The following is a 23,959-nucleotide window of genomic DNA, read 5'->3' as shown; positions in this document are numbered from 1 at the left end:
CACGACGGAACGAAACGGTACGGAGCAGTACGCGCGGTACGGAACGGCACGTGCGGCACGTGACGCGCCGGACGGAGCGCGCCGTGCCGCGCGGGCGGGACGCGCGGGACGAGTCGTGGCGGGGGCGGCCGGATCCCGGCCGCCCCCGACCGCGTCAGTCGTCCGTGTAGCTGAAGTCACCCACCGTCCAGGCGTTCACGTCCGCGATGGCCACGCGGTACATCCCGCCCGTCTCCGGGATCCCCAGCGTGCCCTGGAGGATCCGCGCCACGTGGAAGTGCAGGTGCGTGGGTGCCGCGTCCCGGTCGGGACGCGCCTCCTCCGGCGGCGACTCGAACCCCGCGGCGAACGCGCCGAGTCGCTCCGAGTCCCGCAGGACCTCCGCCACCCGCTCCCGCCACGCGGCCTCGGGCGCGAGCCGCCCGGTGATGACCGCACCGTTGACCACGACGGTGAGGGACATCTGATTGGACTGCTCCGTTTCCACGGTGGCCGCGACGTTCACGAGCAGTGCATCAGGCTTCGTCATGCCCCGAACCTACAATCCCCGGCGCCGAAGTGGTGCCCCCGGACCCGTCCCGGCTCCGCCCGACCGACCGGAACACCGCCCCGCGCGCCCCGCCACCACCCGCCCGGCGTGCCGCGCGCCCCTTTCCCCGACCGCCGCAACACCGCGCCCAGATAGGCGGTTTGAGCCCCGGAGGCGCGTACGACCGTCGGGCAGGGCAGGCGGGAACGCCGAGCCGCCGCCGACTCCCACGCGACCCGCAACCCGTCCCGCACCGCGCCCACCGCACCGCACCGCGCCCACCGCGCGACCCGGCGGGCCGCCCGCCCGCGTGCCCCGCGCCCGCCGCGCCCCTCGGCCCCGGACCCGACCCCGGCTCCGTACCCGCCGCTCACCCGGCCCTCAGGAGGCGGCACGGCCGCCTCGGGGCCCCGGGGAGGCCGGGACTGGTGCGTACGGGTGGACTTCCGGCCCGTCGCCGCCCCCGTCCCGCCACACGGGGGTGAACCGGCCCCGGTGCCCGTGTCCGAGTCCCGTGCGAGCGGAGTTGATCACCGCGTGAACGACTCGACGACCTGCCCGATACTGCCCCTTGAGCCTCTGGTGCCTCTCGCACCCCGCACACTCCGCGCCGGTGCGCCCGGCAGTGCCCCCGCGCCCGCCCTGCCCACCCAGCCGGCCGCGACGCCCGCCGGGCCCGGCGCACCCGTCACGGCCCGGGTGGCGCCCGCAAGGCCCGCCGCGCCCGGCGGCGGGGTCCGCTCCTGTACGACCGCCGCCGACACGCTCACCATCCGGCTCGCCGGCGAGGTCGACCGGCACAGTGCCGCCCCGCTGAGGGTGGTGCTGACGGTGGCGGCCGTCTACGGGTACCGAGGGCTCGTCCTGGACGCCACGGCGGTCACGTTCTGCGACTCGGCGCTCCTCGACGTCGTCGCCTGGTGGCAGCGGGACCGGCGGCGGCTGCGGCTCGTCCCCTCCCGGGCGGTCGACCGCCTGCTGCGCGCCGCCCGCGCGGCGGGTGCCGCGCCGGTCATCACCCCGCACCGACCGGAAGCGCCCCACCGGTCGCGGTAGCCGTCACCCGGCGGGGCGGGGCCGGGCGGCGTCGGGGGCGGGGGCGCACACCACACCCGCGGCGTCCGGCTCGGGCCCGGACCCGGCCACCGCCACAGTCGTGACCACAGTCGTGGCCACAGCCGTGGCCGTGGACGCGAGCGCGGGCGCGGGCGCTCCGACCGCGACCGTGCCGGCGGCGGCCCTCTCGCGGCGGTGTGCGCGCAACGCATGGGTCAGGGCCGCCGCCCACACGGCGCAGACCAGCGCGTACACCGCCCACCGCGCGGCGTCCCCGGCCGCGACGGCCTCGGAGCGCAGCAGCGTCCGGGCGTTGGTCACGACGATGAGCCCGCCCACGCCCGCCCCGAGGACGCGCGCCGGGAGGTGCCGGACGAGCCAGGCGGCGACCGGCGCGGCGACGAGACCGCCCGCGAGCAGGGCGGCGGCCCAGGTGGCGTCGACGCCCCGCTCGCCGAGGCCGACGAGGAACCCGAGACTCGCGGCCACCGCGACCAGGAACTCGCTGGTGTCGATCGAGCCGATGACCTTGCGCGGTTCCAGGCGGCCGCCGGCCAGGAGCGCCGGGGTGCCGACCGGGCCCCAACCGCCGCCGCCCGTCGCGTCCAGGAACCCGGCGGCCACGCCGAGCGGCGCGAGGAACCGCCTGCGCAGGGGCTTGCCGAGGTTGCCGGTGGGCAGGCCGAGGAGGGTGAAGCGGCCGAGCACGTAGAGGCCGAGGCCCAGCAGGAGCAGCGCCGTGACCGGCGCGGCGAGGTCGGTGGAGAGGCCGGACAGGAACGTCGCGCCGGCGAAGGCGCCGGCCGCGCCGGGGACGCCGATCCGGGCGACGACCTGCCAGTCGACGTTCCCGAACCGCCAGTGGGCCGCCCCGGAGGCGAGCGTGGTGCCGATCTCCGCGAGGTGCACGGTCGCGGAGGCCGTGGCCGGATGCGTGCCGAAGGCGAGCAGGAGGCTCGTCGAGGTGACGCCGTACGCCATCCCCAGGGCGCCGTCGACGAGTTGCGCGCCCAGTCCGGCGAGGGCGAGCAGGACCAGCGTCTTCACGGCAGCCTCCAGGAAGCCCGGTTCCCCCTCGGATGGGTAGGGATACTGACCGGCCCCGGGCCCCTACCGCAACCGGACGCCCCCTTCCCGCACCTCGGGAGAGACACGGCGGGGGCGGAGGAGCGGGGCGCGGCCTCAGGGGTTGGACCAGGCGGCCGGATCCTCCGCCAACGCGCTGACGTGCACCGGCAGTTCCCCCGACGCCACGTCGGCGAGGGAGACCCCCTCCAGGATGTTCCGCACGTTCGCCCGCAGAGCGATCCACAGCGGCAGCAGCGACTCGGCGGGCCCGCTGTAGGACAGTTCCGGCGGACGGACGCCGCGTACGGAGACCAGCGGCCCGTCGACCGCCCGCACCACGTCCGCGACGCTGATGTCCTCCGCCGCCCCGGCGAGGCGGTAACCGCCGTTGACGCCGCGCTGGCTGACGACCAGCCCGCAGCGCCGCATGTCGTTGAGGATGCCCTCGAGGAACTTGTGCGGGATGTCCTGCGCCGCCGCGATGGCCTCGGCCTTCAGGGGCGCCGCCTGTCCGGCGGCGGCGAGCAGCAGAGCGGCGCGTACCGCGTAGTCCGCCTTGGCCGAGATGCGCATGGAGCCCATTATCCCGCCCGCCCGGCCGCCGCCCGGATTACCGGCGCCGAGCGCACCCGAATCCCTAGGGAAAAGGTAGGAAAGGGTTGACGGTGGCGTCTCGCGGCCCGAGGATGTCCCCATGTCCTCGACGCAGCAGCCGCTCGTACGCCGCAGGCATGTCGACCTCCGTCGCGTCGCCAACGCCATCTGCCGCCGCGCGTAACCGGGTTCGCCCGCCCCGTACCCGTGCACGCGGCGCCCTCGTCCGCGCCGCGCTTCCGCCGTCGTCCGCCGCCGCCGCCCTCGCGCGCGGCGGCGACGTTCCGCCCTCGCCCCGCCCGTGTGCCGCCCCGTCCCGTACGTCCGCGTCCGACCGGGCCGGCGGGGCCCGCGGCCCGCGCGCCCGCCGTGAGCGGGTCCCCCGTCCGTGGGCGACCACGTGACGCCACCCCGACCCGAGGGGTTCACCGTGACCACCGCACCGTTCGCCGCCGACCGACCGTCCACCGCTCCCCGCCTGCGTCTGGTGGGGCCCCGCCCCGCCGAACCGCACGTCGGCTACCTCGTGTTCCTGCCCGAGGGCGTCGACCCCACGGCGCTGCTGGCCGCGCACGGCGTGCGGCCCGACGTCCACCCGCTCGGCGCCCGGCCGGCCCCGCCCGCCACCGGGCTCCCCGCCGTCACGCCCGCCGCCACGCCCGCCACCGGCCGGGAGTACGGCGACGACGCGCTCCGCGTCGACCCGGACCAGCGGATCGCCGAGGCCGACGGCGTCGAACTGGACCTGACCTACCTGGAGTTCGGCCTCCTCGCGCACCTCGTCGCCCGCCCGCACACGGTCCACTCCCGGGAGTCGCTCGTGTCGCGGGTCTGGGGCTACGGCCACGTCGGCGACGGGCGCACCGTCGATGTCCACGTGGCCCGGCTGCGGCGCAAGCTCGGCCCCGCGCTCCGGGACCGGATCGTCACCGTCCGCCGCGTCGGCTACAAGTACGTGCCCGCCCGGCGGTGACCGCCGGACCGCCCCGCCGCTCAGGCCACGTCGACGCCGTGGTCGCCGATCAGCTCCGCCAGGCCGTCCCGGTACCCCTTGCCGCCGGGGACGAAGTCCCAGTCGCCGTTGGCGCGGCGGCGGAACGAGCCGAGGACGAGGGCGGTCTCGCCGGGGCGCCCGTCGGAGACCTCCAGCCGGCCCAGCTCGCCCCCCGCGGTGTCCAGCAGGCGCAGCCGGGCCTCGGTGAAGCCGGTGAGGTCGGCCCGCGGGTCGACCTCCGGGTCTGTCGCGGCCACCAGGACGACCCGGTCGGCGGCGGCGGGCAGCGCGTCGAACGCCACCCGCACCGCCGCCCGGTCCGGTGACACGGGCCGGGTGGCGCGGACACTTCCGTCGGGGGTGCCGGGGTTGTTGTAGAAGACGAAGTGGTCGTCGTCCAGGACGCGCCCGCCCCGGCAGACCAGCGCGCACACGTCCAGGGCGACCGGCCCGGCCCAGGACAGGCCCAGCACGTTCGCCTCCCCGTCCGCCGCGTCGGCCCCGACCGCCGGCCCGGTGCCGCCGGCCGAGCCCCCCGCCCGGCTCGGTACGTCCCCCGGCCCGGCGGCCCGCGCGGGGCGCGGCGGGTGGGGGGTGCGCGGTGCGTCCGGTGCCGTCCGCCGGGCCGGCGCGGGCCGTCCCCCGTCGCCGAGCCGGCCGCGCAGCCCGTGCCGGTGCAGCAACTCGACCAGTTCGCCGCCGGACACCAGCTCCAAGGGCTTGCCGTGGGCGAACGTACGCGATCCGGGGCCGAAGCCGGACGTCGTGACCAGCACGCCCTTGTTGGCGCCGGCGTCCTGGACCGTCCCGTACAGGTCGCGGACGGCCGTCGGCGGCACGGTGTTGCGGTAGCGCTTCACCTGTACGACGATCCGGCCGCCCCGGATCGGCGCCGGGTCCACCGCGGCGACGTCCACCCCGCCGTCGTTCGAGCGGCGGGTCGTCACGGCCTCCATGCCCATCGCGCGGAACAGCTCCGCGACCAGCGCCTCGAAGCGGATCGGGTCCATCTCGTACAGGTCCGGCTCCTCCCCGTCCCCGCCGTGGGTGACGACGTCGTCCCCCACGTCGCCGGGGACCCGGACCGGGCGGACCGCGGCCCGCTGGTCGGGGCGCGCCGACAACTGCCCGCCCAGGCCGTCCACCAGGCAGTCGGGCGCGTTGACCTGCGCCAGGTACAGCTCGGCGAACGCCGGGCGCGGGACCACCGCGGACGCGAGGAAGATCCGCCCCCGGCGGCCGGTCACGGGGTCGTGGTCGTCGACGAAGCCGTTCACGGCGACGGACTCCAGGGCGCCGAACTCGTCGGCGGCGAACAGCTCGTGCGTCACCAGCAGGACGCACTGCGCGACGACGTCCCGGTAGACCGCCCGGCGCTGCGCCGCGGGCCGGGCCGTCTCCTTCTCCTGGTCGGCCGTCGGCATGTACCGCACCGACCGGGCCGCGGGGACCACGTCGTACCCGGGCAGCTCCCAGTCCAGCACCAGCTGCCGGGCGGCCGGGTCGTACGCGGCGGACACCTGGCGCGGCAGTTCCGCCGGCCACGCGGGGGAGGCGTACAGGGCGGCGGAAAAGTACTCGACCGCGGCGTCCGGGTCCCCGGAGCGCAGGGCCGACACCATCGCGGCGACCCCGGCGTTGTGCCGGCGGACCTCCGCCAGCTGGGCGGCGGCCCACCGCTCGTACTGCTGCCGGTACGCCTCCAGCTGCCGTACCCGCTGCGCCTCGGCGGCCTGCGCGGCCCGCCGGTCCCGCTCGTACCGGGCACGGGTCTCGGCCTGCGCCCGGCGGCCGCCCCGCATGTCGTACCGCGAGGGGCCCGGCAGCGGGACGGGGTGGGCGAGGGCACCCGGCGCGTACGGCGCGACCGACTCCGGCCGGGCGAGCGACGCCGCCCGGAACGCCGGCGCGCGGCACCCGGCGGCGAGCAGCCCCGTCAGCGCCTCGACGCGCGCCTCCAGCTCCTGCGTGCGCCGCGCGGCGTCCGCCTCGCGCTGCCTGCGGTACGCCGCGCGCTGCTCGCGGTGGCCTCGGGCCACCTCGCGTTCGTGGGCGCGCCGCCGGCGTTCCGCCTCCCGCTGCTCCCGCGCCTGTTCCTCGTACGCGCGCTGCTGGCGGCGCTGCGCCTCGGCCCATATCCCGACCAGCCCACCGGAGTGACGACTCATGCGTGACAGGCCCCTCCCCCCGGGCCCCGCGCCCACCCCGGGTCCCGGCCCCCAACCAGCGGTGACGTGACGACCTTAGTGCGCCACCGCCGGCCGGCCCACCCACTCGGCGCGGTCCGTGCCCGCCCGCACTCCGCTGCGATACGGGTGTTACGGGAAGGGACGTATGAGGTGGTGCGGGAGGTGATGGTCCGTCAGCTGGGGGACGGCGACGGCCCCATCGGCGCGGTGGACGCGCCGATGGGGCCGTGTTCCCGCCGATCGGATCGACCGACGGGCAGGGCCGTGGTCCGCCCACCCGGGGCCGGGCCGACCGGTGGGGCGACCGGTGGGGCGGGCAGGACCGCGCCCTGCCCCCCCGGCGGGTCGACCACCGCGGCCGTCGAGGACCGCGGCGTCGCCCGCCCGACGGTCAGAACGCCGCGGTGGGGGCGCCGAGCAACGCCGAGGCCCGCTGGACCGGCCCGGCGGTGGCGAGCTCGGGCATCGCCTGGGGGTCCGGAGCCGACCGACAGGTGAAGCCGAGGTGGGCCATGGCCCGGACGACCTCGCCGGCGCTGAAGTCGCGCCGGTCCTGACCGGTGATGACGGCCCCGACCTGCATGACGGGGTAACGGCGGCGTCCGATGGTGACGGACTCCCCGGTGACCGGTTCGGGCTTGACGCCCTTCATGGTCTCCAGGACGCCGATCTTGGTCAGGTAGAACGGGAAGCGGGCGATGACGCAGCGCACGGGAGCCTCACAGGGGGAGGGAGAGGGTGGTCCTCGTCGCGACGGGCGAGGTGGACGGTCCGTGTCCGCCGAGGACGTCGCGCAGACGCACCCGGTCGGAGTACGAGGGGCTGTCGCGGACGGCGTCGAGCCGGTGCCGGGTGACCACACCCGTGCAGCGGCCGTCGTCGTCGCAGAGGAGCAGGTGCCCGGTGCGGGCACCGGCCATGACGGACAGGGCGACCTCGACGGTCATGTCGTACCAGACCCGAGGTCCGGCCTCGTACGGGGCCGCGACCACCGTCCGGGAGGCCGCGACGGCGTCGCCGGCGGGGTGGGCGAGCAAGGGAGCCGATGTCACGGAGTACCTCCTGCGGGAAGGGGGCGGGGGTCGGTCCGCCTCGACCGGGGCGGGCGGCCCCACGCCGACGGGCCCGGAACCGGGCCGACCCCGGCGGGGCCGCCCCGACCCGGTCCGCGGGTCGGGGCGGTCGTACCGGGGATCAGGCGGCAGGACCCGCGACGGTGCGGCGGCGGCCGGCCCGGCGCGAGGACTGCGAGGGGCGGCCGCGCCGCGGGCGGGACCCGGCGTCGCGCTCGGAGCGGGCGGGCACCGGCGCGGTGATCACCACGGGGATGCCGGACGGCGCCTGGGCGCCGGTGATGCGGGTCAGCTCGGCCTCGCCGGAGCGGACCTCGGCGATCCGCGGGCGGATCCCGGCGTCCGACATGAGGCGGACCATGCCGCCCCGCTGGTCGGGGGTGACGAGGGTGACGACGCTGCCCGACTCGCCGGCGCGGGCGGTGCGCCCGCCGCGGTGCAGGTAGTCCTTGTGGTCGGTCGGCGGGTCGACGTTCACCACGAGGTCGAGGTTGTCGACGTGGATGCCGCGGGCGGCGACGTTCGTCGCGACGAGCACGCTGACGTGCCCCGTCTTGAACTGCGCCAACGTGCGGGTGCGCTGCGGCTGCGACTTCCCGCCGTGCAGCGCGGCGGCCCGTACGCCGCTGCCCAGCAGGTCGCGGGTGAGCCGGTCCACGGCGTGCTTGGTGTCCAGGAACATGATCACCCGGCCGTCGCGGGCGGCGATCTGCGTCGTGGTGGCCTGCTTGTCGGCGCGGTGCACGTGGAGCACGTGATGCTCCATCGTGGTGACGGCGCCGGCGGACGGGTCCACGGAGTGCACGACCGGGTCGGTCAGGTAGCGGCGTACCAGCAGGTCGACGTTGCGGTCGAGGGTCGCGGAGAACAGCATCCGCTGCCCGCCGGGGCGCACCTGGTCGAGCAGGGCCGTGACCTGCGGCATGAACCCCATGTCCGCCATCTGGTCGGCCTCGTCCAGGACGGTGATGCCCACCTGGTCGAGCCGGCAGTCACCGCGCCCGATCAGGTCCTTGAGCCGTCCGGGCGTCGCGATGACCACCTCGGCGCCGCCGCGCAGGACGCTCGACTGCCGGCCGATGGACATGCCGCCGACGACCGTGGCGAGCCGCAGCTGCAGCGACCGGGCGTACGGGGTGAGCGCGTCGGTCACCTGCTGCGCCAGCTCGCGGGTCGGTACGAGGACCAGGGCGAGCGGCTGGCGGGGCTCGGCGCGCTGCCCGGCGGTACGGGCCAGCAGCGCCAGCCCGAAGGCGAGCGTCTTGCCGGAGCCGGTGCGCCCGCGGCCGAGGACGTCCCGGCCGGCGAGGCTGTTCGGCAGGGTCGCGCCCTGGATCGGGAACGGCACGGTCACGCCCTGGGTCCCGAGCGCGGCGAGCAGCTGCCCGGGCATGTCCAGGTCGGCGAACGCGTCGACGGCGGGGAGTGCGGGGGTGATCGTCTCGGGGAGGGCGAACTCCCCGTGGACGGCGGCGCGCCGACGGCCCTGGCCGCCGCCACGCCCCTGACCGCCGGACCTGCCCTGCCCCGCGGACCTGCTCGGAGCACCCGAGCGGCCCTCGCCGCCGGAGCGGCCCGACTGGCCGAAGCGCCTGGCGCCACCGGCGGAGCCGGCACCGCCGTCACGGGTACGGGAAAAGCGGTCATTCCTACGCGTGCGGTTCATGCGGAACCTTCCTCGATGCGGCACATATCAAGGAATTCCCGCAGCGGATGAGCAGCACGGAGAATAGCGAGAATGGGCCGGGATGAGCGCGGCGACGAATACGCCCGGTGAAGTGCCGGGCGGATGGTCGGGGGCGCTGAAATTGGTGTCGCGCCGTACGGACGGTGTCCGGTGCGCGGGCCGCCGTGCGGCGGCTCTGTGGGGCGGGTCCGGCGCGAAGGGAGTGCGCGGACCGACCGGTGATCATCCCGCGGGAGCGGACACCGCGGGATATGCGTGCAGCTGGGGCCCGCACCCCGAAGGATGCGGGCCCCAGCTACGTCGTGCGCGTCGTGCGTCAGGCGAGAACGATGTTCTCGGCCGTCGGGCCCTTCTGGCCCTGCGCGATGTCGAAGCTGACCTTCTGGCCCTCGTTGAGCTCGCGGAAGCCCTGCGCCGAGATGTTCGAGTAGTGGGCGAACACGTCAGCGCCGCCACCGTCCTGCTCGATGAAGCCGAAGCCCTTTTCCGCGTTGAACCACTTCACGGTGCCAGTAGCCATGTCATATCTCCTTTGGGGCACATCGGGATCCGCACTGCGCGGATACCGTGTCGCCGCGATGATTACCCCACCGGAAATGACCGGAAATATAAAAGCACTCCCGACTGCCCGGAGGCGGCCGAGGGCACTTGAAGTTTGGGAACCACAACTGCAACTGGTATCGACAGTAGCACGCTTCGGCGGCCGGCGGGCGTCCGATATTTCCACCGCCGTGTTTTCCCGGAAATACTCATCGCGCGGTCCGGCAAACTCTGGCACCGCGATGACAGATATTCCCCACCCCCGACAACCACAAAATCCCCCGCCGCCCCAGGCGCCCCTGCGGCGGCGTCGCCGCCGGCGGCCACCGGCGTCCCGGCCCCGCGCCTGCGACCTGCCTACACCTCGTCGGACTGCGGCCGGTCGTCGTAGGTGGACTCGCTGGCCAGCAGCCACGAACGGGCCGGCTCCGACGTCTGGGTGGTGTCCACCGTGAGGTGCAGCCGCGTCCCGCCCTCGGCGTCGGCCGGGTAACTGCGCTGCTCACCCGCTGCGAACGACCGCCGCAGCACCTCGGCGACGCGCCGCGCCACCTCGGGCTCCGCGGCGACGATCCGCACCTCGGCGTGCCCGGCGGGGGGCCTGTCCTGCGAGGAGTCCATCCTCGAGCCTCCTTGTGCTCGTGCACATGCCGGGGACCGGAAAACCACGCCCCGGCGCCCCCGCTGCGAAGCGGGCGTTCTTGGCGGAACCCCACGCGACTCACCTCCACCGTACTCCGGCACCCGCAGCCCGGGGCACGCAAGAGATCACACCTACTCACGCAGGGGGTGCCTCCTCTACGGCGTAATGGAGGAGCCTACGAAGCGCGCCACGGCCTCCCGCAGCGGATCGGCCGCGTGCTTCGGCGTAGCGCGGGTGTCGAGGCCCAGCACTTCGATGCGGCCGAGGAGTCCACGTGGGCCTTCGACGCGCAGGACGCGGTGGGTGGGTCCGGTGGGTGATGGGTGGACCACCAGTGCGAGTGGGGAGTCCGGGGTGGTGTACCCGGCGATGTACGTGAGCAGTTGGTGCCGGTCGTCGGCTGAGACGTCCTCTGCGCCGTACCGCTTGTACTTCGCGTCCACGGCGAGGAAACGGTGTGCGAATGTTCCCCCGGAAGGCGACGGGAAGGCGAGCAGGGCGTCCGGGCGGAACGCCGGCCACTGGGCGTTGAGCCCCCCGTACGTGCGGATGGCGCCCTCGTCCGGTCGGGCCGCCCTGCCGCCCAGGGCGACCGCGACCTCCACGGCCATCCGTCCGACGACGCTCTCCCACAGGACGTTCAAGTTGAGCAGCAGGCTCTTGGCGCCGAAACCGCTGGGCTCCAGCAGATCGGTCACCCCGCCGCCGCCGAGGACCATCCGGGCCCACGCGTGCGCGGCCCGGTAATGTGCGTTGAGTCGGGTGTACTGGCCGCGTGCGAGCAGGGATAGCGCATCGAGCGGCTGCCTCGGGGACGGGAACGTCCTGGAGGCGGCGAGGAGCAGGCGCGCCAGGCGGGGATCGCTGGACCTGCGGGCGGCGACGGTCAACGCGGCCCCGCACACCAGGTTCTCCCAGCCGCCGTCCTCATACTCGAAGGTCCGCAAGTGCAGCCGGTCGACCGCGCCGTAGCACCGGGTCGCCTGGGCCTCGACGTCCAACCGCCCTCGCAGGGTGTTGTCGACGCGCTGCCGCGGTACGTACTCCCTGCGCAGGCCGCGCCCCAGCAGGAGGGTGCACTCGTGCAGCAACGCGGCAGGCACCAGGCCGGCGTAACCGTCGGCGCCGATCGGCCAGTTCCGCAGCGTCTCGTCCGGCTCGCGACGGCTTGTGGCGTAGCACAGCCAGTCGATCAGCCGTGTCCCCTCGATCGGGAACTTCGGCCGCAGCACCAGCCTTATCCGGTCGAGTTCGAGCACTCCCGTGGTCGCCTTGGCCTTCAGCACGTAACCGTGACGATTCTCGGTGACGGTGACAGCGCCGACCGCACGGAGCTTGGCGAGGTCGGCGCCGTGCAACCTGGAATGCGGGACGGTGACGGCCTCGTGCTCGCACAGGACGACCTCGTGCCACGTGCCGTTCCGGTGCACCACAACCTATGCCTCGTTCCGGTATTGGGCGCCCTCGCGCCCCGCGCGCTCGTCACCGGCGGGCTCGGTTGCCACGAACTCATCGGCGAGCATGCCCGGCAGGTCCTGCGGATTCGTCTGCACGACTCGACCGGTCCTGTCGTCCACGAGGGACCCCAGCACGCTCTTCAACAGGTCGGGTTGTCCCAGGCAGTAGTCGGCGACGAGCGGGACGATCTCGTGGTGGAAGGCGTGGGAGAGCTGTTCGGCCGTGGCGAGGGGGCGGTCCCCGGCGAGGAGGTAGGCCTGGCCGAGCAGGTGGTCGGGCCCGAAGGCGACGTCCAGTTTGGCGTTCAACCCCTCCAGGAACTCCGCCAGTCCGAGTCCGCCGACCTCGCCGTCCAGGACGTCGAGGTCCGGCGGCACGTCGATGAAGGCGAACCTACGTCGGATCGCCGCGTCGATGTGTCCCACGCTGCGGTCGGCAGAGTTCATCGTGCCGATGATGCGGATGTTGGGCGGCACCGTCTGTGCCCGTCCGCTGGTGGGGAGCGTGACGGAGACCGAGCCCCGCTTGTCGAGCTCCAGCAGGGTGATCAACTCGCCGAGGATGCGAGGGAGATCGCCACGGTTGATCTCGTCGACGACGATCAGGAAGGTCTGCTCGGGCTCGAGCTCGGCTGCTGCGCAAACCCTGCGGAAGAGCCCGTCCGTCATCGTCAGGTTCAGGCCCGCCCCGTCGGCCGCAGCGGCCGGCTTGTACCCCTCGACGAAGTCTTCGTATCCATAGGAGGGATGGAAGGTCACCATGGTGAGTGGGGCCGCCGTCGCGCCCGCGGACACCTTGCACAGGTCGGCGAGTGCCGCCGCACGTTCCTCCGGGGCGGCTTCGATCAGGTGCCCCCGTCCGGCAACGGCGAGCGCGACACTGAGCGCCAACCGCGTCTTGCCGGTTCCGGGTGGCCCCTGCAGCACCACCTGCCCCTTGTGCGCGAGGAGGTCACGCACTGCGCGTACGGGCCCGGGCAGTTCCGCATCACCCGCGGTCACCGGGTCGACTGTCTCGGACACGGCTTCCCCCCGGCCGCGTCGAATCTCCCGCCACAGGGTCGCGGGCACCTTGGCGAGGGTCTGCTGCCAGGCGTGACGGGGCGAGTCGAAGGTCTGGGCGTACGAGGTGTCCCACTCCACCCCGACGGTGTGCCGGTGCTTGCCCACCTCGGTGTCGTAGGAGTAGCCGTCGATGACGGTGCCCACGGCCAGTACCTCCGACTTGCCGCGGTTGGCGACGATGAGGTCCCCGGGTTCCAGGTCGCGGAAGGCGAGCATCTGGCGGGCGAGCCGCAGGTTCCCGCCGATGCTCGAAGGCCAGTTCCGATCCAGGGCGTCTTTGAGTTCCTGATCACTCTCGTACTGCGCGAGGCTGCCGACCTCGTCCCAGCCGATGCGGATGCGACGGTTCGGGAGACAGTCGGCCCAGAGACTCGCTCCCGCCCCTGGCGCGATCTTCCAGACCACACGGTCGCGCGGCCTCGGGTCGTGGAAGGCGTACAGGAACCGCATCACCTCGTGCAGGCGCCACCCGTCGAACTCCGGTGTCCGTCGTACGAGGGTCAGCAGCTCGCGGTTGGCCCGCCACGTGCGTACGCCCGAAGAGTGCTGGTGCGCGCTGCCGCCGAGCAGTGCGGTGAAGTGGCGGACGTGTGCCGCGGAGAAGATCGGAAGGAACTCGTCGGGGAAGTACACCGCCAGCGCCTTGGTGGTCAGCGCCTGACCGTACGAGAGCGACTCGAACTCGTCGATCGTTCCGAAGTCGGCGGCAGCCGCCGCGGCGAACGCCGACGCGAACTGGCTCCGCACCTCCTCCCATGCGCGGTGCACACCAAGCCCGCGCAGTTCGCTGGGGACTACCCGCCACTCACCCGTTCGGTGCTGATACACGATGTGCTTCGCCGCGCTGCCGCCCCGAATGCTCCCAATGGCGTTCGTGCCGTACTCCATGAGTCGACAGAAGGAATGCGACGCATTGCCGTGGGAGGCCGGGCCCAGCGCGTACCGCTCCAGCGGCAGCTCGGCCCATGCCCCGATGGGGAACTCTCGGACGGCCCGCAGCCGTTCGTCCTCCGCCCGGTCCGCTGTTCGACGGGCCTCCTCCCGGTCGAACCGTGCCACTCGTTCAGCGAGACCGCCGTGGAACTCCCCATCCTCAACCATCTGACCATCCTCGCGCAGCCGCCCGGCACGCGGGTGATGATCAGGAGGACACATCCGGCGTTCGGTCATGGGCGGTCGGCGTCACGGCGCCGACCGAGCCGCGTCACCGCACCCGGCGGCGCCCCGCGTTCTTCGTCCGTACGGCGAGGTACACCACCTCCGCCACGACGATCACCATGCCGATGATCAGGAGGTAGAACAGGCCCTCCACGACCACCCCGATGAGCCCGAGTGCGACTGCGACGAGGAGCAGGAACAGGAGCAGCGCCATACCGATGACACCTCCGAAGGTGCGGGGCCCGAGCGTGCGCGGCCCGAAGGCGGGGAGCCCGGAGCAAGTGGGGGATCCACGGGCGGGGCCCCGGGCGGGCGGGGGGTCAGCGGCGTGCGAGTCGGCGTTCGCCGCCGGATCCCGGCCGGTAGGCCAGGTCGTAGTGGTGGAAGACGGTCTCCTCCTCCTCGGCGGGAAGGACGCCGTCGGTGTCGATGGCGGGGGCGTTCTTCACCAGGTTCCTGGCGTGCGCGACCCGGACGTACCCCGGCCCGACGACGGCCGTGTCGATGGGGACGAAGACCAGGCGCCGACGGGAGGGGAGGCCGGTGCGGACGGTCGCCATGGCGGGTTCGTCACTGGTGGTGTCGACGTAGACGGCTTCCAGCTCGCCGATCTTGTGCCCTTTCGGGTCGATGACGTCGTGGCCGCGCCACTCGCGGATGTCGGCTGGATGGATCATGTCCTGCTCCCTGCGGCCGGGATGACATCGACACAACGACCCCGGCGTACACACATCGGGGCCGCCCTTCCGGGTCGGCCGCACGTGAGAGTGCTCCGGCCTCCTTCCAACGTAGGCCGCGGTGGCGTTTCCGGCATCCGGGGCATTGCCGCCCGCGTCCGCGTCGCGTCCGCGTCCGCGTGCGGCCCCGTTCGGCACGGCTCCTCCCCGGCCGCGGTGTCGGGGAGGCCGGTGCCAGGCGCGGTACCCACCGCCGTGCGCGCGGTCGCCACCCGGAGCCCGGAGTCCCCGGAGCCCGGAGCCCGGAGGCGGAGACCGGGGGCTCCCGGCGGGACCCGCGCCCGACCGCTCCCGGTCCCCGTCGCCCCTGCCGCGGCGGCGGCGGCCGACGCCCGCCCGGGGCGGCGGTGAGAGAGCGGAGTTCACCGGCATCGACGGCCGGCGTGCGAAGCGCCCCCGTCACCTCCACCGTGCCCGCGTCGGCGGCCCCGCGGACCGGAGTGCGGTCGGGCCTTCCCGGCCGGCCGGCCGGAGTACGGTGGGAGGACGAGGTCGTACCGTTCGGCGGTCGCGCCGGACCCCCGAAGACGGGCGCACACGCCATGGCCGATTCCGACGCACCCCGCGCCCACCCGTCGCCGCCCGACGCGATGCACCACGCGGTGCGGCCGGGGACGGTGCTGCTGCGGCCGAAGACGACACACGCGCGTGAGGGCATCCTCGACGGCGCCTGGTGGCCGCGCTCCCGGGACGTCGGCGCGGAGCTCCCCGGGCTGGTGTCCGCGCTCGTCGGACACCTCGGACCTGTGGAGCGCGTCGGCCTGGACGCGGACGCCTGGGAGGAACTGCCCACGCGGCTGGTCGTCGACGACCACGTCGTGCACATCGACTCCTTCCCGGTCGCCGACGACACCGTCCTCGTCACCCGGGGCCCCCGGGACCACTTCTCCCTGCTGGTCGTCCCGCCGCACGCGACCCCCGAGGCGGCCCGAGCGGCCATGGCAAGAGCGGTACGGGCCGACAACGTCACGGGGGCCGCGCAGATCCTCCTGGACACCGGCACCAGTCACACGCCCGCGACCCACGGCGGCGAAGGACCCGGCCCGCGCGGGTGACGGCCCCGGGAGCGGAAAGAGCCCTGAGCCTGCCGTTCGCGCTTCGGCTCTACTCCGCCGCGAGGATGGTCGCGGACGCCGTCTTCCCCCCGGACCGCTCCCACCCCTTCCCCGGCCCGCTGGTGGCGCCACCCGACCCACCGAGGCGGCCCCGCCGGCACGCAGCCGCCACCGCGGACGGAAGCGACGCTCGTCCCCGTCCAAGCGAGCCCGACCGCCCGAACCCCTCCCACAGGGGGCCGAACGGCGAACGACGGGACTCCGGTCACCGGCCGGGGCCCTCGTCACAGCCGGGGGAGGACGGCCGGCCCCGCTGTGGGAAGGGACACCCGCCACCTGCCTCCGCCCGTAGGCCGTCAACCGACGCGCTGACCGCCGTCCGACGTCCGCTGTAGCGTGTTTCCGGGTTCCGAGGGGGAGAGGGGGCGGATCGTGGTCGAACCCGGTGGCGACTGGGTGACGTTGAAGGAGTGGGCGGCCCGAGTCGGCTACAGCCACGGGTACGTGGTCCATGTGATGCCGCGCCACTACCCGGACTTCCCCGCCCCGGAGCAGCCGCGCCGAGGAGTGAGCGCCAAGGGCGGAGGCGGCGGCAGCGCCCTGTACGACCCGGCCAAGCTGGAACCGTTCCGCCCGCGCCGGCCCGATCCGGTGGAGCTGGCCGAGGACGACCTGGCACGCGAGGTGACGCTGGCGGGTTTCGCCAAGCTGATCGGCATGGACGCCCGCAGCGTGACGCAGATCAAGGACGACCGCCCCGACACCCTCCCGGACACGGTGGACGGCCGGCGCTGGTACCCGAGGGCGCGGTACCACGCACGCGACCTGCTCCTGATGTGGAACAGCCGCCCCGGCCCCGGCCCGGGCTCGGACAAGAGGCGCCCACCGCTCCCCTGGCACACCCCCGAGTAGGAGGCGGCGGCCACGCCGACGGGCCCGGCCGGGTCGCGACGCGTTGCCGAGGCCCGGCAGGCAACCCGGCGCCGACTGTTCTGCGCCCGCGCATGTCCGCCGCCCCCCGCCGACGGGCTCAATGGGGCCGGGAGGAACGATGACGAAGACGGGTACGGCGGCGAAGGCGGTCTCATGGGGCGAAGCCGCCCTGGTACTGGCCGGGTGCTGGCTGCTCTGCGCCGTGGGCTACGGCGTCGTGGCCCTGCTGGACGACCCGACGCTCCCGGCCGCCGCCCCCGTGGTGCTGGCGCTGGGGCACTGGTTCTGGGCGCGGCACCGGCACTGGACGGCAGGCGCCCTGGCGACCGTCGCGGGGTGCGCCGTGCTGTTCGTCCTCCTGGAGACCTTGCGTCCGCAGCTGGACCGGATCAGCGCCGACGCCCTGTCCACGGGCGCGGGGATACTGGCCGCGGTCCTGGCCTTCACCACGGCGACCCGGACCCGGGCCCGCACCCGGAGCAGCAGCCGCCATGGCTGACGGCCGCACCGGCCACCCCCTCCCGGCGCCCGACGCATCCCACCGCCATGCGCCGCCGCACCCTCCCGACCCTGGCCGTCGGCGACTCAGCGGGCCCCTGACCCAGACGCGCGGTCGGGCCTTGGCCCACCTGTCGCCTCCGCGCAGCCGGAACGAGCACCGTTGTGCCGGGTACGGGGCGGTACCCGTCGCCCGAGCCGCCCGGCGGTACCTCGTAACGGCAGTGCACCTCGACGATCGCCAGCACCCTCAACCAGGTCGGCGCCTGCTCCCGCCCGTGGTGCTCCTCACGGAAATCGATCCCCCTGGCACATTCGCCACCCACGACGGCGACGTACTCCTCCGAATCGACCGCCAGCAACGTCCAGGGGGCGACATCCCCCCACCGAGAAGCTCTCTCCGCAGCACTGCATCTGCCAGTCATCGACCCAGATCGCCAGTGGCATGTCACCATTCTCCGCCGCGCGCCCGACGCTCATCAGCGACGGGGTACAGGTGATGGCAGTACAACGGGCCGCGAAGCAGCCACTCCTGTCGGGCTGGTGGCTCACAGACGAATGACGCGCACCTGGTTGCCGCAGAGCTTGGTCATGTCGTCGCTGTCCGAGGTCAGCAGGGCGACCGGTTTCGGCTGGCGCAGCGCGACCTCGGCGACCGTGGCGTCGATGGCGTACTTGTGCCCGTGCAGTCCGGCGCCTTTGAGGAGTTCCGCCGCCGCCCTGGCCGCCTGCTCGGTGACCGGTTCCACCTTGATGCGCGACAGGGCCCAGTTCAGGCGGGGGATGTTGGTCCGGGAGTGGCTGACTTCCACGATGGTGTTCGCCCCGACCACGAAGTCGGCCCCCATGTCGTGGAACACCTGCAACATCGCGAGGAACGTGCGGTCCTGCGCGATCCAGGCGGAGAGTCCTTGCGAGTCCAGGACAACGGTCTCGATGCGTTCGCTCACGCGGCGTCCGCGTCCTTCGAGGAGTCGGCGGCACCAAAGATCTTCGAGCGGGCTTCGGCGAGCTCTTCGTCGCTGAAGCGTCCGTGTTCTTCCCCGTGACGGCGAAGGTCGTCGCCCAGAAGCTGGTGCCGGATCTGGCGGGCCACGGCTTCCGCCACATAGCCGGAGACGTTGTCCGTGAGCTTGCGGAGCTCCGCCACCTGATCGCTGGGGAGAGTGACGGTGATGCGAGTCGTCGAGGACATACCGCAAGCATACTGGAGTATGCACGGTGGCCGGGCTCCGTGCCTCACCAGTCAGACTCGCGGGGTCCGGCAACGGCGTCCTGGCGGGCACGCGAAAGGCCCCGGTCGTCGACCAGGGCCTTCATTGAAGAGCGGGTGACGGGAATCGAACCCGCGCTCTGAGCTTGGGAAGCTCATGTTCTACCATTAAACTACACCCGCGCAGCGGCCGGTGATCCGTGCCGCATCGTCGCTCACTGTACCTCATGACCGGCTTCCGGTGTATCGCGCCGCGGGGGTTTCGTGTCGCGGGGTGGGGTTATCCGGCGGTCGGGGTGCGGGAGTTGGGGCGTAGGGTGCGGGGCGGAGTGCCGCCTGGAGTGGTGTCCTGTTGATCCCCTAATGTGGCCTTCTCGTCCACCGCTTGTCTGGGGAAAGGGCCTGATGGACACCATGGAGCGAACCGTCGTCCGCTGTGCCGAGGGGCATGTGTTCAGTACCGCGACGTTCCCGATGCAGAACCTCGGCGCCGGGCGGATCGGGCCCGGGCGGCTCATCCGGTGTCCGCGGTGCGCGCGGTTGCGGCACGCCGTGCCGGTGGGGTTCGCCGCGCAGCGGTAGGGGCGGCGGCCGGTAGGGGCATGGCCCGAGGGTGGCGGTTCGGGGCCGGGTGGGTCGATCGGTCGGGCGGCGCCGCCTCGGGATCGTGCGCGAGCGCGCGGGTCCGTCCGATTGGGGCGGGCCCGCGCGCTCTGCGTATCCTCGGGGCGTGCTTCTCTCAGACAAGGACATCCGGGCCGAGATCGACGCCGGTCGGGTGCGCATCGACCCGTACGACGATTCCATGGTGCAGCCCTCGAGCATCGACGTGCGGCTCGACCGCTACTTCCGGGTGTTCGAGAACCACCGCCACCCGCACATCGACCCGGCGGTCGAGCAGGCCGACCTCACCCGGCTGGTGGAGCCGGAGGGGGACGAGGCGTTCATCCTGCACCCGGGGGAGTTCGTGCTGGCCTCGACGTACGAGGTCATCTCCCTCCCCGACGACCTCGCCTCCCGCCTGGAGGGGAAGAGCTCGCTGGGCCGGCTGGGGCTCGTGACGCACTCGACTGCCGGGTTCATCGACCCGGGGTTCTCCGGACATGTGACCCTGGAACTGTCGAACCTCGCGACCCTGCCGATCAAGCTGTGGCCGGGAATGAAGATCGGCCAGCTGTGCATGTTCCGGCTCAGCTCGCCGGCGGAGTTCCCGTACGGCAGCGAGCGGTACGGGTCCAGGTACCAGGGGCAGCGCGGGCCCACGGCCTCGCGGTCCTTCCAGAACTTCCATCGGACGCAGGTGTGAGCATGAGCGGTGTACGGGAGAACCTGACCTACGAGGGATTCGGGCGCGCCGTGCGCGAGCTCGCCCAGACCGTCGCGGACGACGGGTACGAGCCCGACGTGGTGCTCTCCATCGCGCGCGGCGGGGTGTTCGTCGCGGGCGGGCTCGCCTACGCCCTGGACTGCAAGAACATCCACCTGGTGAACGTCGAGTTCTACACCGGCGTCGGCACCACGATGGAGATGCCGGTCATGCTGGCGCCCGTGCCGAACGCGATCGACTTCAGCAACAAGAAGGTCCTGATCGCCGACGATGTCGCCGACACCGGCAAGACGCTGAAGCTCGTGCACGACTTCTGCCTGGAGCACGTCGCCGAGGTGCGCTCGGCCGTGATCTACGAGAAGTCGCACTCGCTGGTGAAGTGCGAGTACGTCTGGAAGCGCACCGACGAGTGGATCAACTTCCCGTGGAGCGTCGAGAAGCCCGTCGTGCGGCGGTCCGGTCAGGTCCTCGACGCCTGAGGGACGGTCGGCGGACGGTCGGTGAACGGAAGAGGGCCCCGTGAGGGGCCCTCTTCCGTTCGTGCGGCGGCGCGGCCGCCGCGGTGTCCGCCTACAGCGTGCCCAGCTTGATCAGGGACAGCAGCGCCACGAGCTGGATGGACGACGCGCCGAGCGCCTTCGGCCAGGGCAGGTCGTGCGACTTGCTCACCATCGACGTGAAGAGCGCGCCCGCCGCCAGCCACGACAGCCAGCCGATGACCTGGACCAGCGAGTTCTCGCCGCCGAGGAAGAGCGCGAACAGCAGCCGCGGGGCGTCCGTCATCGCCATGATCAGCATCGACAGGCCCACGGTCGGCTGCCAGGCGCCGTTGCCGCCCAGCTGGCGGGCGAGGGTGTGGGTGACCGCGCCGAGGATGAGGCCGCCGACCACGAACATGACCCCGGTCAGCAGGACGTAGGGGATCGCGGTGGAGATCGTCGCACTGATCGCCTCCTCGCGGGCCTTGTCGAAGCCGAAGAGGGCCAGCAGGCCGTACAGGAACGTCACGATCAGCGCCGGCGGCCACACGGGGTGGTCGCGCATCTGCCAGAACGTCGGGCCGGGGCGCATCACGATGCCGCTGAGCAGCGCCTTCCACGGCAGCCGCGGGCCCGAGGGCGCGGCGGAGCCCGCCTGGTAGGTGTCCGCCGGGCCGTAGGGGTCCTCGCCGACGCTGAACACCTGGGTGTGGCCCGGGTTGTTCGCGGCGTGCGGGTGGGAGCCGTACGGCTGCTGCGGCGCGTGCTGCTGCTGGTACGGGTCGCCGAAGTACTCGGGCTCCCCGTACGGCTCACCGCCCTGCGGTCCGCCCCGGGGGTCGCCGTACGGCCGGCCCTGCCCCGTGCCGCCCTGCGGTCCGCCGTGCCCGCCCTGGCCGCCGTAGGGGCGGCCGCCCTGCGACCACTGCTGCTGCGGGGAGGGCGACGGGGACGGGTACGACGGAGGGGGCGCCGCCGCGCCGCCGTGCGGTCCCTGCCGCGTCTGCGGCGCCTGCCGCGGTCGTTGGTGCGGGGTGCGGTTGTCCCGGCCGCGTCCGATCCTGAATCCAGCCACGTCAACGAACGTACCCGCTTCCGCGCGTACGGGCGTACACGGCCCGTCGCCGAAGGGCGTTTGCTGCCGACCTGTGACATCCCCTAGGGGGCGTCAGGTGGGGGTGGGGGGGGTGGGATTGCCGGGGCGTACCGGGGACTCGCCGGGGCGGTAGGCGGACGGCCGGGCCGCCCCGTGGGGGGCGGCCCGGCCGTCCGTGGTGCGTGGCGCGGCGGTCACTTCGCCGGCTGCGGCTCCTGCGAGGCGTCCGGCTCCGGTGTGTCCGCCTCGGGGGCGGCCGGGGTCTTCACGGAGTCCAGCAGCAGCTGCGCGACGTCCACGACCTGGAGGTTCTCCTTCGCCTTGCCGTCGTTCTTCTTGCCGTTCACCGAGTCCGTGAGCATGACCAGGCAGAACGGGCAGGCGGTGGAGACGATGTCCGGGTCGAGGGAGAGGGCCTCGTCGACGCGCTCGGTGTTGATGCGCTTGCCGATGCGCTCCTCCATCCACATCCGCGCGCCGCCGGCGCCGCAGCAGAAGCCGCGCTCCTTGTGGCGGTGCATCTCCTGCTGGCGCAGGCCGGGGACGGCCGACATGATCTCGCGCGGCGGCGTGTAGACCTTGTTGTGGCGGCCCAGGTAGCACGGGTCGTGGTAGGTGATGAGCCCGTCGACCGGGGTGACCGGGGTGAGCCGGCCCTCGTCGATGAGGTGCTGGAGCAGCTGCGTGTGGTGGATGACCTCGAACTCGCCGCCCAGCTGCGGGTACTCGTTCGCGATCGTGTTGAAGCAGTGCGGGCAGGTCGCGACGATCTTCTTGGCCGACTTGGGCTTCCTCGTCGACTCGTCCACCCCCCCGTCCTCATCGAGGGACTCGCCGAACGCCATGTTCAGCATCGCGACGTTCTCCTGGCCGAGCTGCTGGAACAGCGGCTCGTTGCCGAGGCGGCGGGGGGAGTCACCGGTGCACTTCTCGTCGCCGCCCATGATCGCGAACTTGACGCCCGCGATGTGCAGCAGCTCGGCGAAGGCCTTGGTGGTCTTCTTCGCCCGGTCCTCCAGGGCGCCGGCGCAGCCGACCCAGTAGAGGTAGTCGACCTCGGAGAGGTCCTCGACGTCCTTGCCGACGATCGGGACCTCGAAGTCGACCTCCTTGGTCCACTCGACGCGCTGCTTCTTCGCCAGGCCCCAGGGGTTGCCCTTCTTCTCCAGGTTCTTGAGCATCGTGCCCGCCTCGGACGGGAACGACGACTCGATCATGACCTGGTAGCGGCGCATGTCGACGATGTGGTCGACGTGCTCGATGTCGACCGGGCACTGCTCGACGCAGGCGCCGCAGGTGGTGCAGGACCACAGGACGTCCGGGTCGATGACGCCGTTCTCCTCGGCGGTGCCGATGAGGGGGCGCTCGGCCTCGGCCAGGGCGGACGCCGGAACGTCCTTCAGGGCCTCGGCGGACGCCTTCTCCTCGCCGTCCGCGCCCTTGCCGCCGCCGGCCAGCAGGTACGGGGCCTTGGCGTGGGCGTGGTCGCGCAGCGACATGATGAGGAGCTTGGGGGAGAGCGGCTTGCCCGTGTTCCAGGCGGGGCACTGCGACTGGCAGCGGCCGCACTCGGTGCAGGTCGCGAAGTCGAGGATGCCCTTCCAGGAGAAGTGCTCGACCTGGCTGACGCCGAAGTGGGTCTCCTCGGCGCCCTCCTCGTCGTCGAAGACCGTCTCGAAGTCGATCTCCTTGCCGCCGGAGGTCATCGGCTGCAGGGCGCCCAGCGCGGTCTCGCCGGTGGCGTTGCGCTTGAACCAGATGTTCGGGAAGCCGAGGAAGCGGTGCCAGGCGACGCCCATGTTGGTGTTGAGCGAGACCGTGATCATCCAGATCAGGGAGACGCTGATCTTCACCATGGCGGCGAGGTAGACGAGGGTCTGGAGCGTGCCCGTGGACAGTCCGTCGAAGAGCAGGACCAGCGGGTACGAGACGAAGTACGCCGCCTCGTAGGAGTCCACGTGGTGGAGGGCGCCCTCCAGGCCGCGCAGGGCCAGGATGGCCAGGCCGATGGTGAGGATGACGTACTCGACGAAGTACGCCTGCCACGCCTTGGAACCGGCGAAGCGCGACTTGCGGCCGGCGCGGGACGGCAGGCTCAGCAGCCGGATCACCATGAGGACGGCGATGCCGAGGACGGTCATCAGGCCGATGGCCTCGATGTACATCTCGAACGGCAGGAAGCCGCCGAGGACCGGCAGCGTCCAGTCCGCCTGGAAGAGCTGGCCGTACGCCTGCGCCAGCGTCGGCGGCAGGGTCAGGAAGCCGACCGCGACGAACCAGTGCGCGAAGCCGACGATCCCCCAGCGGTTCATCCGCGTGTGGCCGAGGAACTCCCGGGCCAGGGTGACCGTGCGGGCCTTCCAGTCGTCGGTGCGGCGGCCCGCCGGCACGGGCTGGCCGAGCCGCACGAACCGGTAGATGTGCGCGATCGCTCGGGCAAAGAGCGCAACGCCGACCACGGTCAGGGTCAGCGACACAATGATCGCGGCGAGTTGCATGGGGGCTCCTCGGGCCTGCGAGGTGGGGGATCCGGTACTACTAAGCGGTAACTTATTGGGTTCGGTGCTG

28 protein-coding genes and 1 tRNA gene are annotated in these 23,959 nt (G+C 73.1%); 9 read left to right on the top strand and 20 right to left on the bottom strand.

Annotation, left to right across the window (positions count from 1 at the left end; all coding sequences use genetic code 11):
* Positions 1–154: 154 nt before the first annotated feature.
* Positions 155–529: a hypothetical protein gene (locus LPA54_RS16110; protein WP_228978185.1), complete on the bottom strand. Its 375-nt coding sequence runs from the start codon at positions 527–529 to the stop codon at positions 155–157.
* A 582-nt stretch (positions 530–1,111) separates the two neighbouring features.
* On the opposite strand from LPA54_RS16110, the gene LPA54_RS16105 reads away from it, so the two are divergent.
* Positions 1,112–1,585, top strand: coding sequence for an STAS domain-containing protein (locus LPA54_RS16105; RefSeq protein ID WP_228978182.1), 474 nt, complete (start codon positions 1,112–1,114; stop codon positions 1,583–1,585).
* Between the two features lie 3 nt (positions 1,586–1,588).
* Here the strand turns inward: LPA54_RS16105 and LPA54_RS16100 are convergent, their stop codons facing one another.
* On the bottom strand, positions 1,589–2,632 hold the full coding sequence (locus tag LPA54_RS16100) for a sulfite exporter TauE/SafE family protein (RefSeq protein WP_228978180.1): 1,044 nt from the start codon (positions 2,630–2,632) through the stop codon (positions 1,589–1,591).
* Between the two features lie 135 nt (positions 2,633–2,767).
* A complete protein-coding gene (locus LPA54_RS16095) occupies positions 2,768–3,226 on the bottom strand; it encodes an Rrf2 family transcriptional regulator (RefSeq protein ID WP_228978178.1) in 459 nt (152 codons plus the stop codon).
* 121 nt (positions 3,227–3,347) lie between these two features.
* Between LPA54_RS16095 and LPA54_RS43020 the strand changes: the two genes are divergently transcribed.
* Positions 3,348–3,431 (top strand): putative leader peptide, encoded by an 84-nt coding sequence (locus LPA54_RS43020; RefSeq protein ID WP_368857865.1) that lies wholly within the window; start codon positions 3,348–3,350, stop codon positions 3,429–3,431.
* 246 nt (positions 3,432–3,677) lie between these two features.
* Complete coding sequence (locus LPA54_RS16090; protein ID WP_308112856.1) at positions 3,678–4,220, top strand: winged helix-turn-helix domain-containing protein; 543 nt, start codon at positions 3,678–3,680, stop codon at positions 4,218–4,220.
* A gap of 20 nt (positions 4,221–4,240) precedes the next feature.
* On the opposite strand, the gene LPA54_RS16085 is transcribed toward LPA54_RS16090, so the two are convergent.
* The 10 genes from LPA54_RS16085 to LPA54_RS16040 all read right to left on the bottom strand — a co-directional run bounded on the left by LPA54_RS16085 (position 4,241) and on the right by LPA54_RS16040 (position 14,730).
* Positions 4,241–6,409, bottom strand: coding sequence for a restriction endonuclease (locus tag LPA54_RS16085; protein ID WP_228978175.1), 2,169 nt, complete (start codon positions 6,407–6,409; stop codon positions 4,241–4,243).
* Between the two features lie 412 nt (positions 6,410–6,821).
* Positions 6,822–7,142, bottom strand: a complete 321-nt coding sequence (locus LPA54_RS16080) for an SCO5918 family protein (RefSeq protein WP_228978172.1) — start codon at positions 7,140–7,142, stop codon at positions 6,822–6,824.
* 7 nt (positions 7,143–7,149) lie between these two features.
* Entirely contained in the window at positions 7,150–7,422 is a 273-nt protein-coding gene (locus tag LPA54_RS16075; RefSeq protein ID WP_228978328.1) for a CBS domain-containing protein, read from the bottom strand.
* 202 nt (positions 7,423–7,624) lie between these two features.
* Positions 7,625–9,169 (bottom strand): DEAD/DEAH box helicase, encoded by a 1,545-nt coding sequence (locus LPA54_RS16070; protein ID WP_228978167.1) that lies wholly within the window; start codon positions 9,167–9,169, stop codon positions 7,625–7,627.
* Between the two features lie 337 nt (positions 9,170–9,506).
* On the bottom strand, positions 9,507–9,710 hold the full coding sequence (locus tag LPA54_RS16065; protein WP_058942413.1) for a cold-shock protein: 204 nt from the start codon (positions 9,708–9,710) through the stop codon (positions 9,507–9,509).
* Between the two features lie 377 nt (positions 9,711–10,087).
* Positions 10,088–10,351, bottom strand: coding sequence for a hypothetical protein (locus tag LPA54_RS16060; RefSeq protein ID WP_228978165.1), 264 nt, complete (start codon positions 10,349–10,351; stop codon positions 10,088–10,090).
* Positions 10,352–10,528: 177 nt separating this feature from the next.
* Positions 10,529–11,806 carry an McrC family protein gene (locus LPA54_RS16055; protein ID WP_228978163.1) on the bottom strand — a complete coding sequence of 426 codons (1,278 nt, stop codon included), beginning with the start codon at positions 11,804–11,806 and terminating at the stop codon, positions 10,529–10,531.
* Between the two features lie 3 nt (positions 11,807–11,809).
* Positions 11,810–13,996: an AAA family ATPase gene (locus LPA54_RS16050; RefSeq protein ID WP_228978162.1), complete on the bottom strand. Its 2,187-nt coding sequence runs from the start codon at positions 13,994–13,996 to the stop codon at positions 11,810–11,812.
* Positions 13,997–14,099: 103 nt separating this feature from the next.
* The gene (locus tag LPA54_RS16045; RefSeq protein WP_228978161.1) at positions 14,100–14,267 is read right to left on the bottom strand and encodes a hypothetical protein; all 168 of its coding nucleotides are present in this window, start codon (positions 14,265–14,267) and stop codon (positions 14,100–14,102) included.
* Positions 14,268–14,373: 106 nt separating this feature from the next.
* Positions 14,374–14,730 (bottom strand): PRC-barrel domain-containing protein, encoded by a 357-nt coding sequence (locus LPA54_RS16040; RefSeq protein ID WP_228978159.1) that lies wholly within the window; start codon positions 14,728–14,730, stop codon positions 14,374–14,376.
* Between the two features lie 602 nt (positions 14,731–15,332).
* On the opposite strand from LPA54_RS16040, the gene LPA54_RS16035 reads away from it, so the two are divergent.
* The 3 genes from LPA54_RS16035 (at position 15,333) to LPA54_RS16025 (ending at position 17,277) form a co-directional block, all read left to right on the top strand.
* The gene (locus LPA54_RS16035) at positions 15,333–15,845 is read left to right on the top strand and encodes a DUF5994 family protein (protein WP_228978156.1); all 513 of its coding nucleotides are present in this window, start codon (positions 15,333–15,335) and stop codon (positions 15,843–15,845) included.
* Positions 15,846–16,277: 432 nt separating this feature from the next.
* Positions 16,278–16,757, top strand: a complete 480-nt coding sequence (locus LPA54_RS16030) for a hypothetical protein (protein WP_228978154.1) — start codon at positions 16,278–16,280, stop codon at positions 16,755–16,757.
* Positions 16,758–16,896: 139 nt separating this feature from the next.
* Complete coding sequence (locus tag LPA54_RS16025) at positions 16,897–17,277, top strand: hypothetical protein (RefSeq protein ID WP_228978152.1); 381 nt, start codon at positions 16,897–16,899, stop codon at positions 17,275–17,277.
* Here LPA54_RS16025 and LPA54_RS42660 read toward each other — a convergent pair.
* The 5 genes from LPA54_RS42660 to LPA54_RS16010 all read right to left on the bottom strand — a co-directional run bounded on the left by LPA54_RS42660 (position 17,222) and on the right by LPA54_RS16010 (position 18,672).
* Positions 17,222–17,638: a DUF6578 domain-containing protein gene (locus LPA54_RS42660; RefSeq protein ID WP_306806502.1), complete on the bottom strand. Its 417-nt coding sequence runs from the start codon at positions 17,636–17,638 to the stop codon at positions 17,222–17,224. The genes LPA54_RS16025 and LPA54_RS42660 overlap by 56 nt on opposite strands.
* Positions 17,565–17,723 (bottom strand): DUF6578 domain-containing protein, encoded by a 159-nt coding sequence (locus LPA54_RS42655; RefSeq protein ID WP_306806503.1) that lies wholly within the window; start codon positions 17,721–17,723, stop codon positions 17,565–17,567. The genes LPA54_RS42660 and LPA54_RS42655 overlap by 74 nt, the downstream gene beginning before the upstream one ends.
* A gap of 101 nt (positions 17,724–17,824) precedes the next feature.
* Complete coding sequence (locus tag LPA54_RS16020; protein WP_228978150.1) at positions 17,825–18,226, bottom strand: PIN domain-containing protein; 402 nt, start codon at positions 18,224–18,226, stop codon at positions 17,825–17,827.
* Entirely contained in the window at positions 18,223–18,471 is a 249-nt protein-coding gene (locus LPA54_RS16015; protein ID WP_228978148.1) for a type II toxin-antitoxin system CcdA family antitoxin, read from the bottom strand. Before LPA54_RS16015 ends, LPA54_RS16020 begins: the two co-directional genes overlap by 4 nt.
* 130 nt (positions 18,472–18,601) lie before the next feature.
* Positions 18,602–18,672 (bottom strand) — tRNA-Gly (locus LPA54_RS16010).
* Positions 18,673–18,894: 222 nt separating this feature from the next.
* Between LPA54_RS16010 and LPA54_RS16005 the strand changes: the two genes are divergently transcribed.
* The 3 genes from LPA54_RS16005 (at position 18,895) to LPA54_RS15995 (ending at position 20,295) form a co-directional block, all read left to right on the top strand.
* Positions 18,895–19,071: a hypothetical protein gene (locus LPA54_RS16005; protein ID WP_228978145.1), complete on the top strand. Its 177-nt coding sequence runs from the start codon at positions 18,895–18,897 to the stop codon at positions 19,069–19,071.
* Positions 19,072–19,219: 148 nt separating this feature from the next.
* Positions 19,220–19,795 (top strand): dCTP deaminase, encoded by a 576-nt coding sequence (dcd, locus tag LPA54_RS16000; RefSeq protein WP_228978142.1) that lies wholly within the window; start codon positions 19,220–19,222, stop codon positions 19,793–19,795.
* A 2-nt stretch (positions 19,796–19,797) separates the two neighbouring features.
* Entirely contained in the window at positions 19,798–20,295 is a 498-nt protein-coding gene (locus LPA54_RS15995; protein WP_228978140.1) for a phosphoribosyltransferase, read from the top strand.
* Between the two features lie 91 nt (positions 20,296–20,386).
* On the opposite strand, the gene LPA54_RS15990 is transcribed toward LPA54_RS15995, so the two are convergent.
* Entirely contained in the window at positions 20,387–21,370 is a 984-nt protein-coding gene (locus tag LPA54_RS15990) for a Yip1 family protein (RefSeq protein WP_228978138.1), read from the bottom strand.
* Between the two features lie 215 nt (positions 21,371–21,585).
* A complete protein-coding gene (locus LPA54_RS15985; protein WP_228978136.1) occupies positions 21,586–23,889 on the bottom strand; it encodes a (Fe-S)-binding protein in 2,304 nt (767 codons plus the stop codon).
* Between the last annotated feature and the right edge of the window lie 70 nt (positions 23,890–23,959).

Source organism: Streptomyces sp. DH12 (assembly GCF_020873895.1).
Taxonomy (GTDB): domain Bacteria; phylum Actinomycetota; class Actinomycetes; order Streptomycetales; family Streptomycetaceae; genus Streptomyces.
The sequence above is the reverse complement of the archived record's forward strand: the minus strand, read 5'-3'. Positions and strand labels throughout refer to the sequence as shown.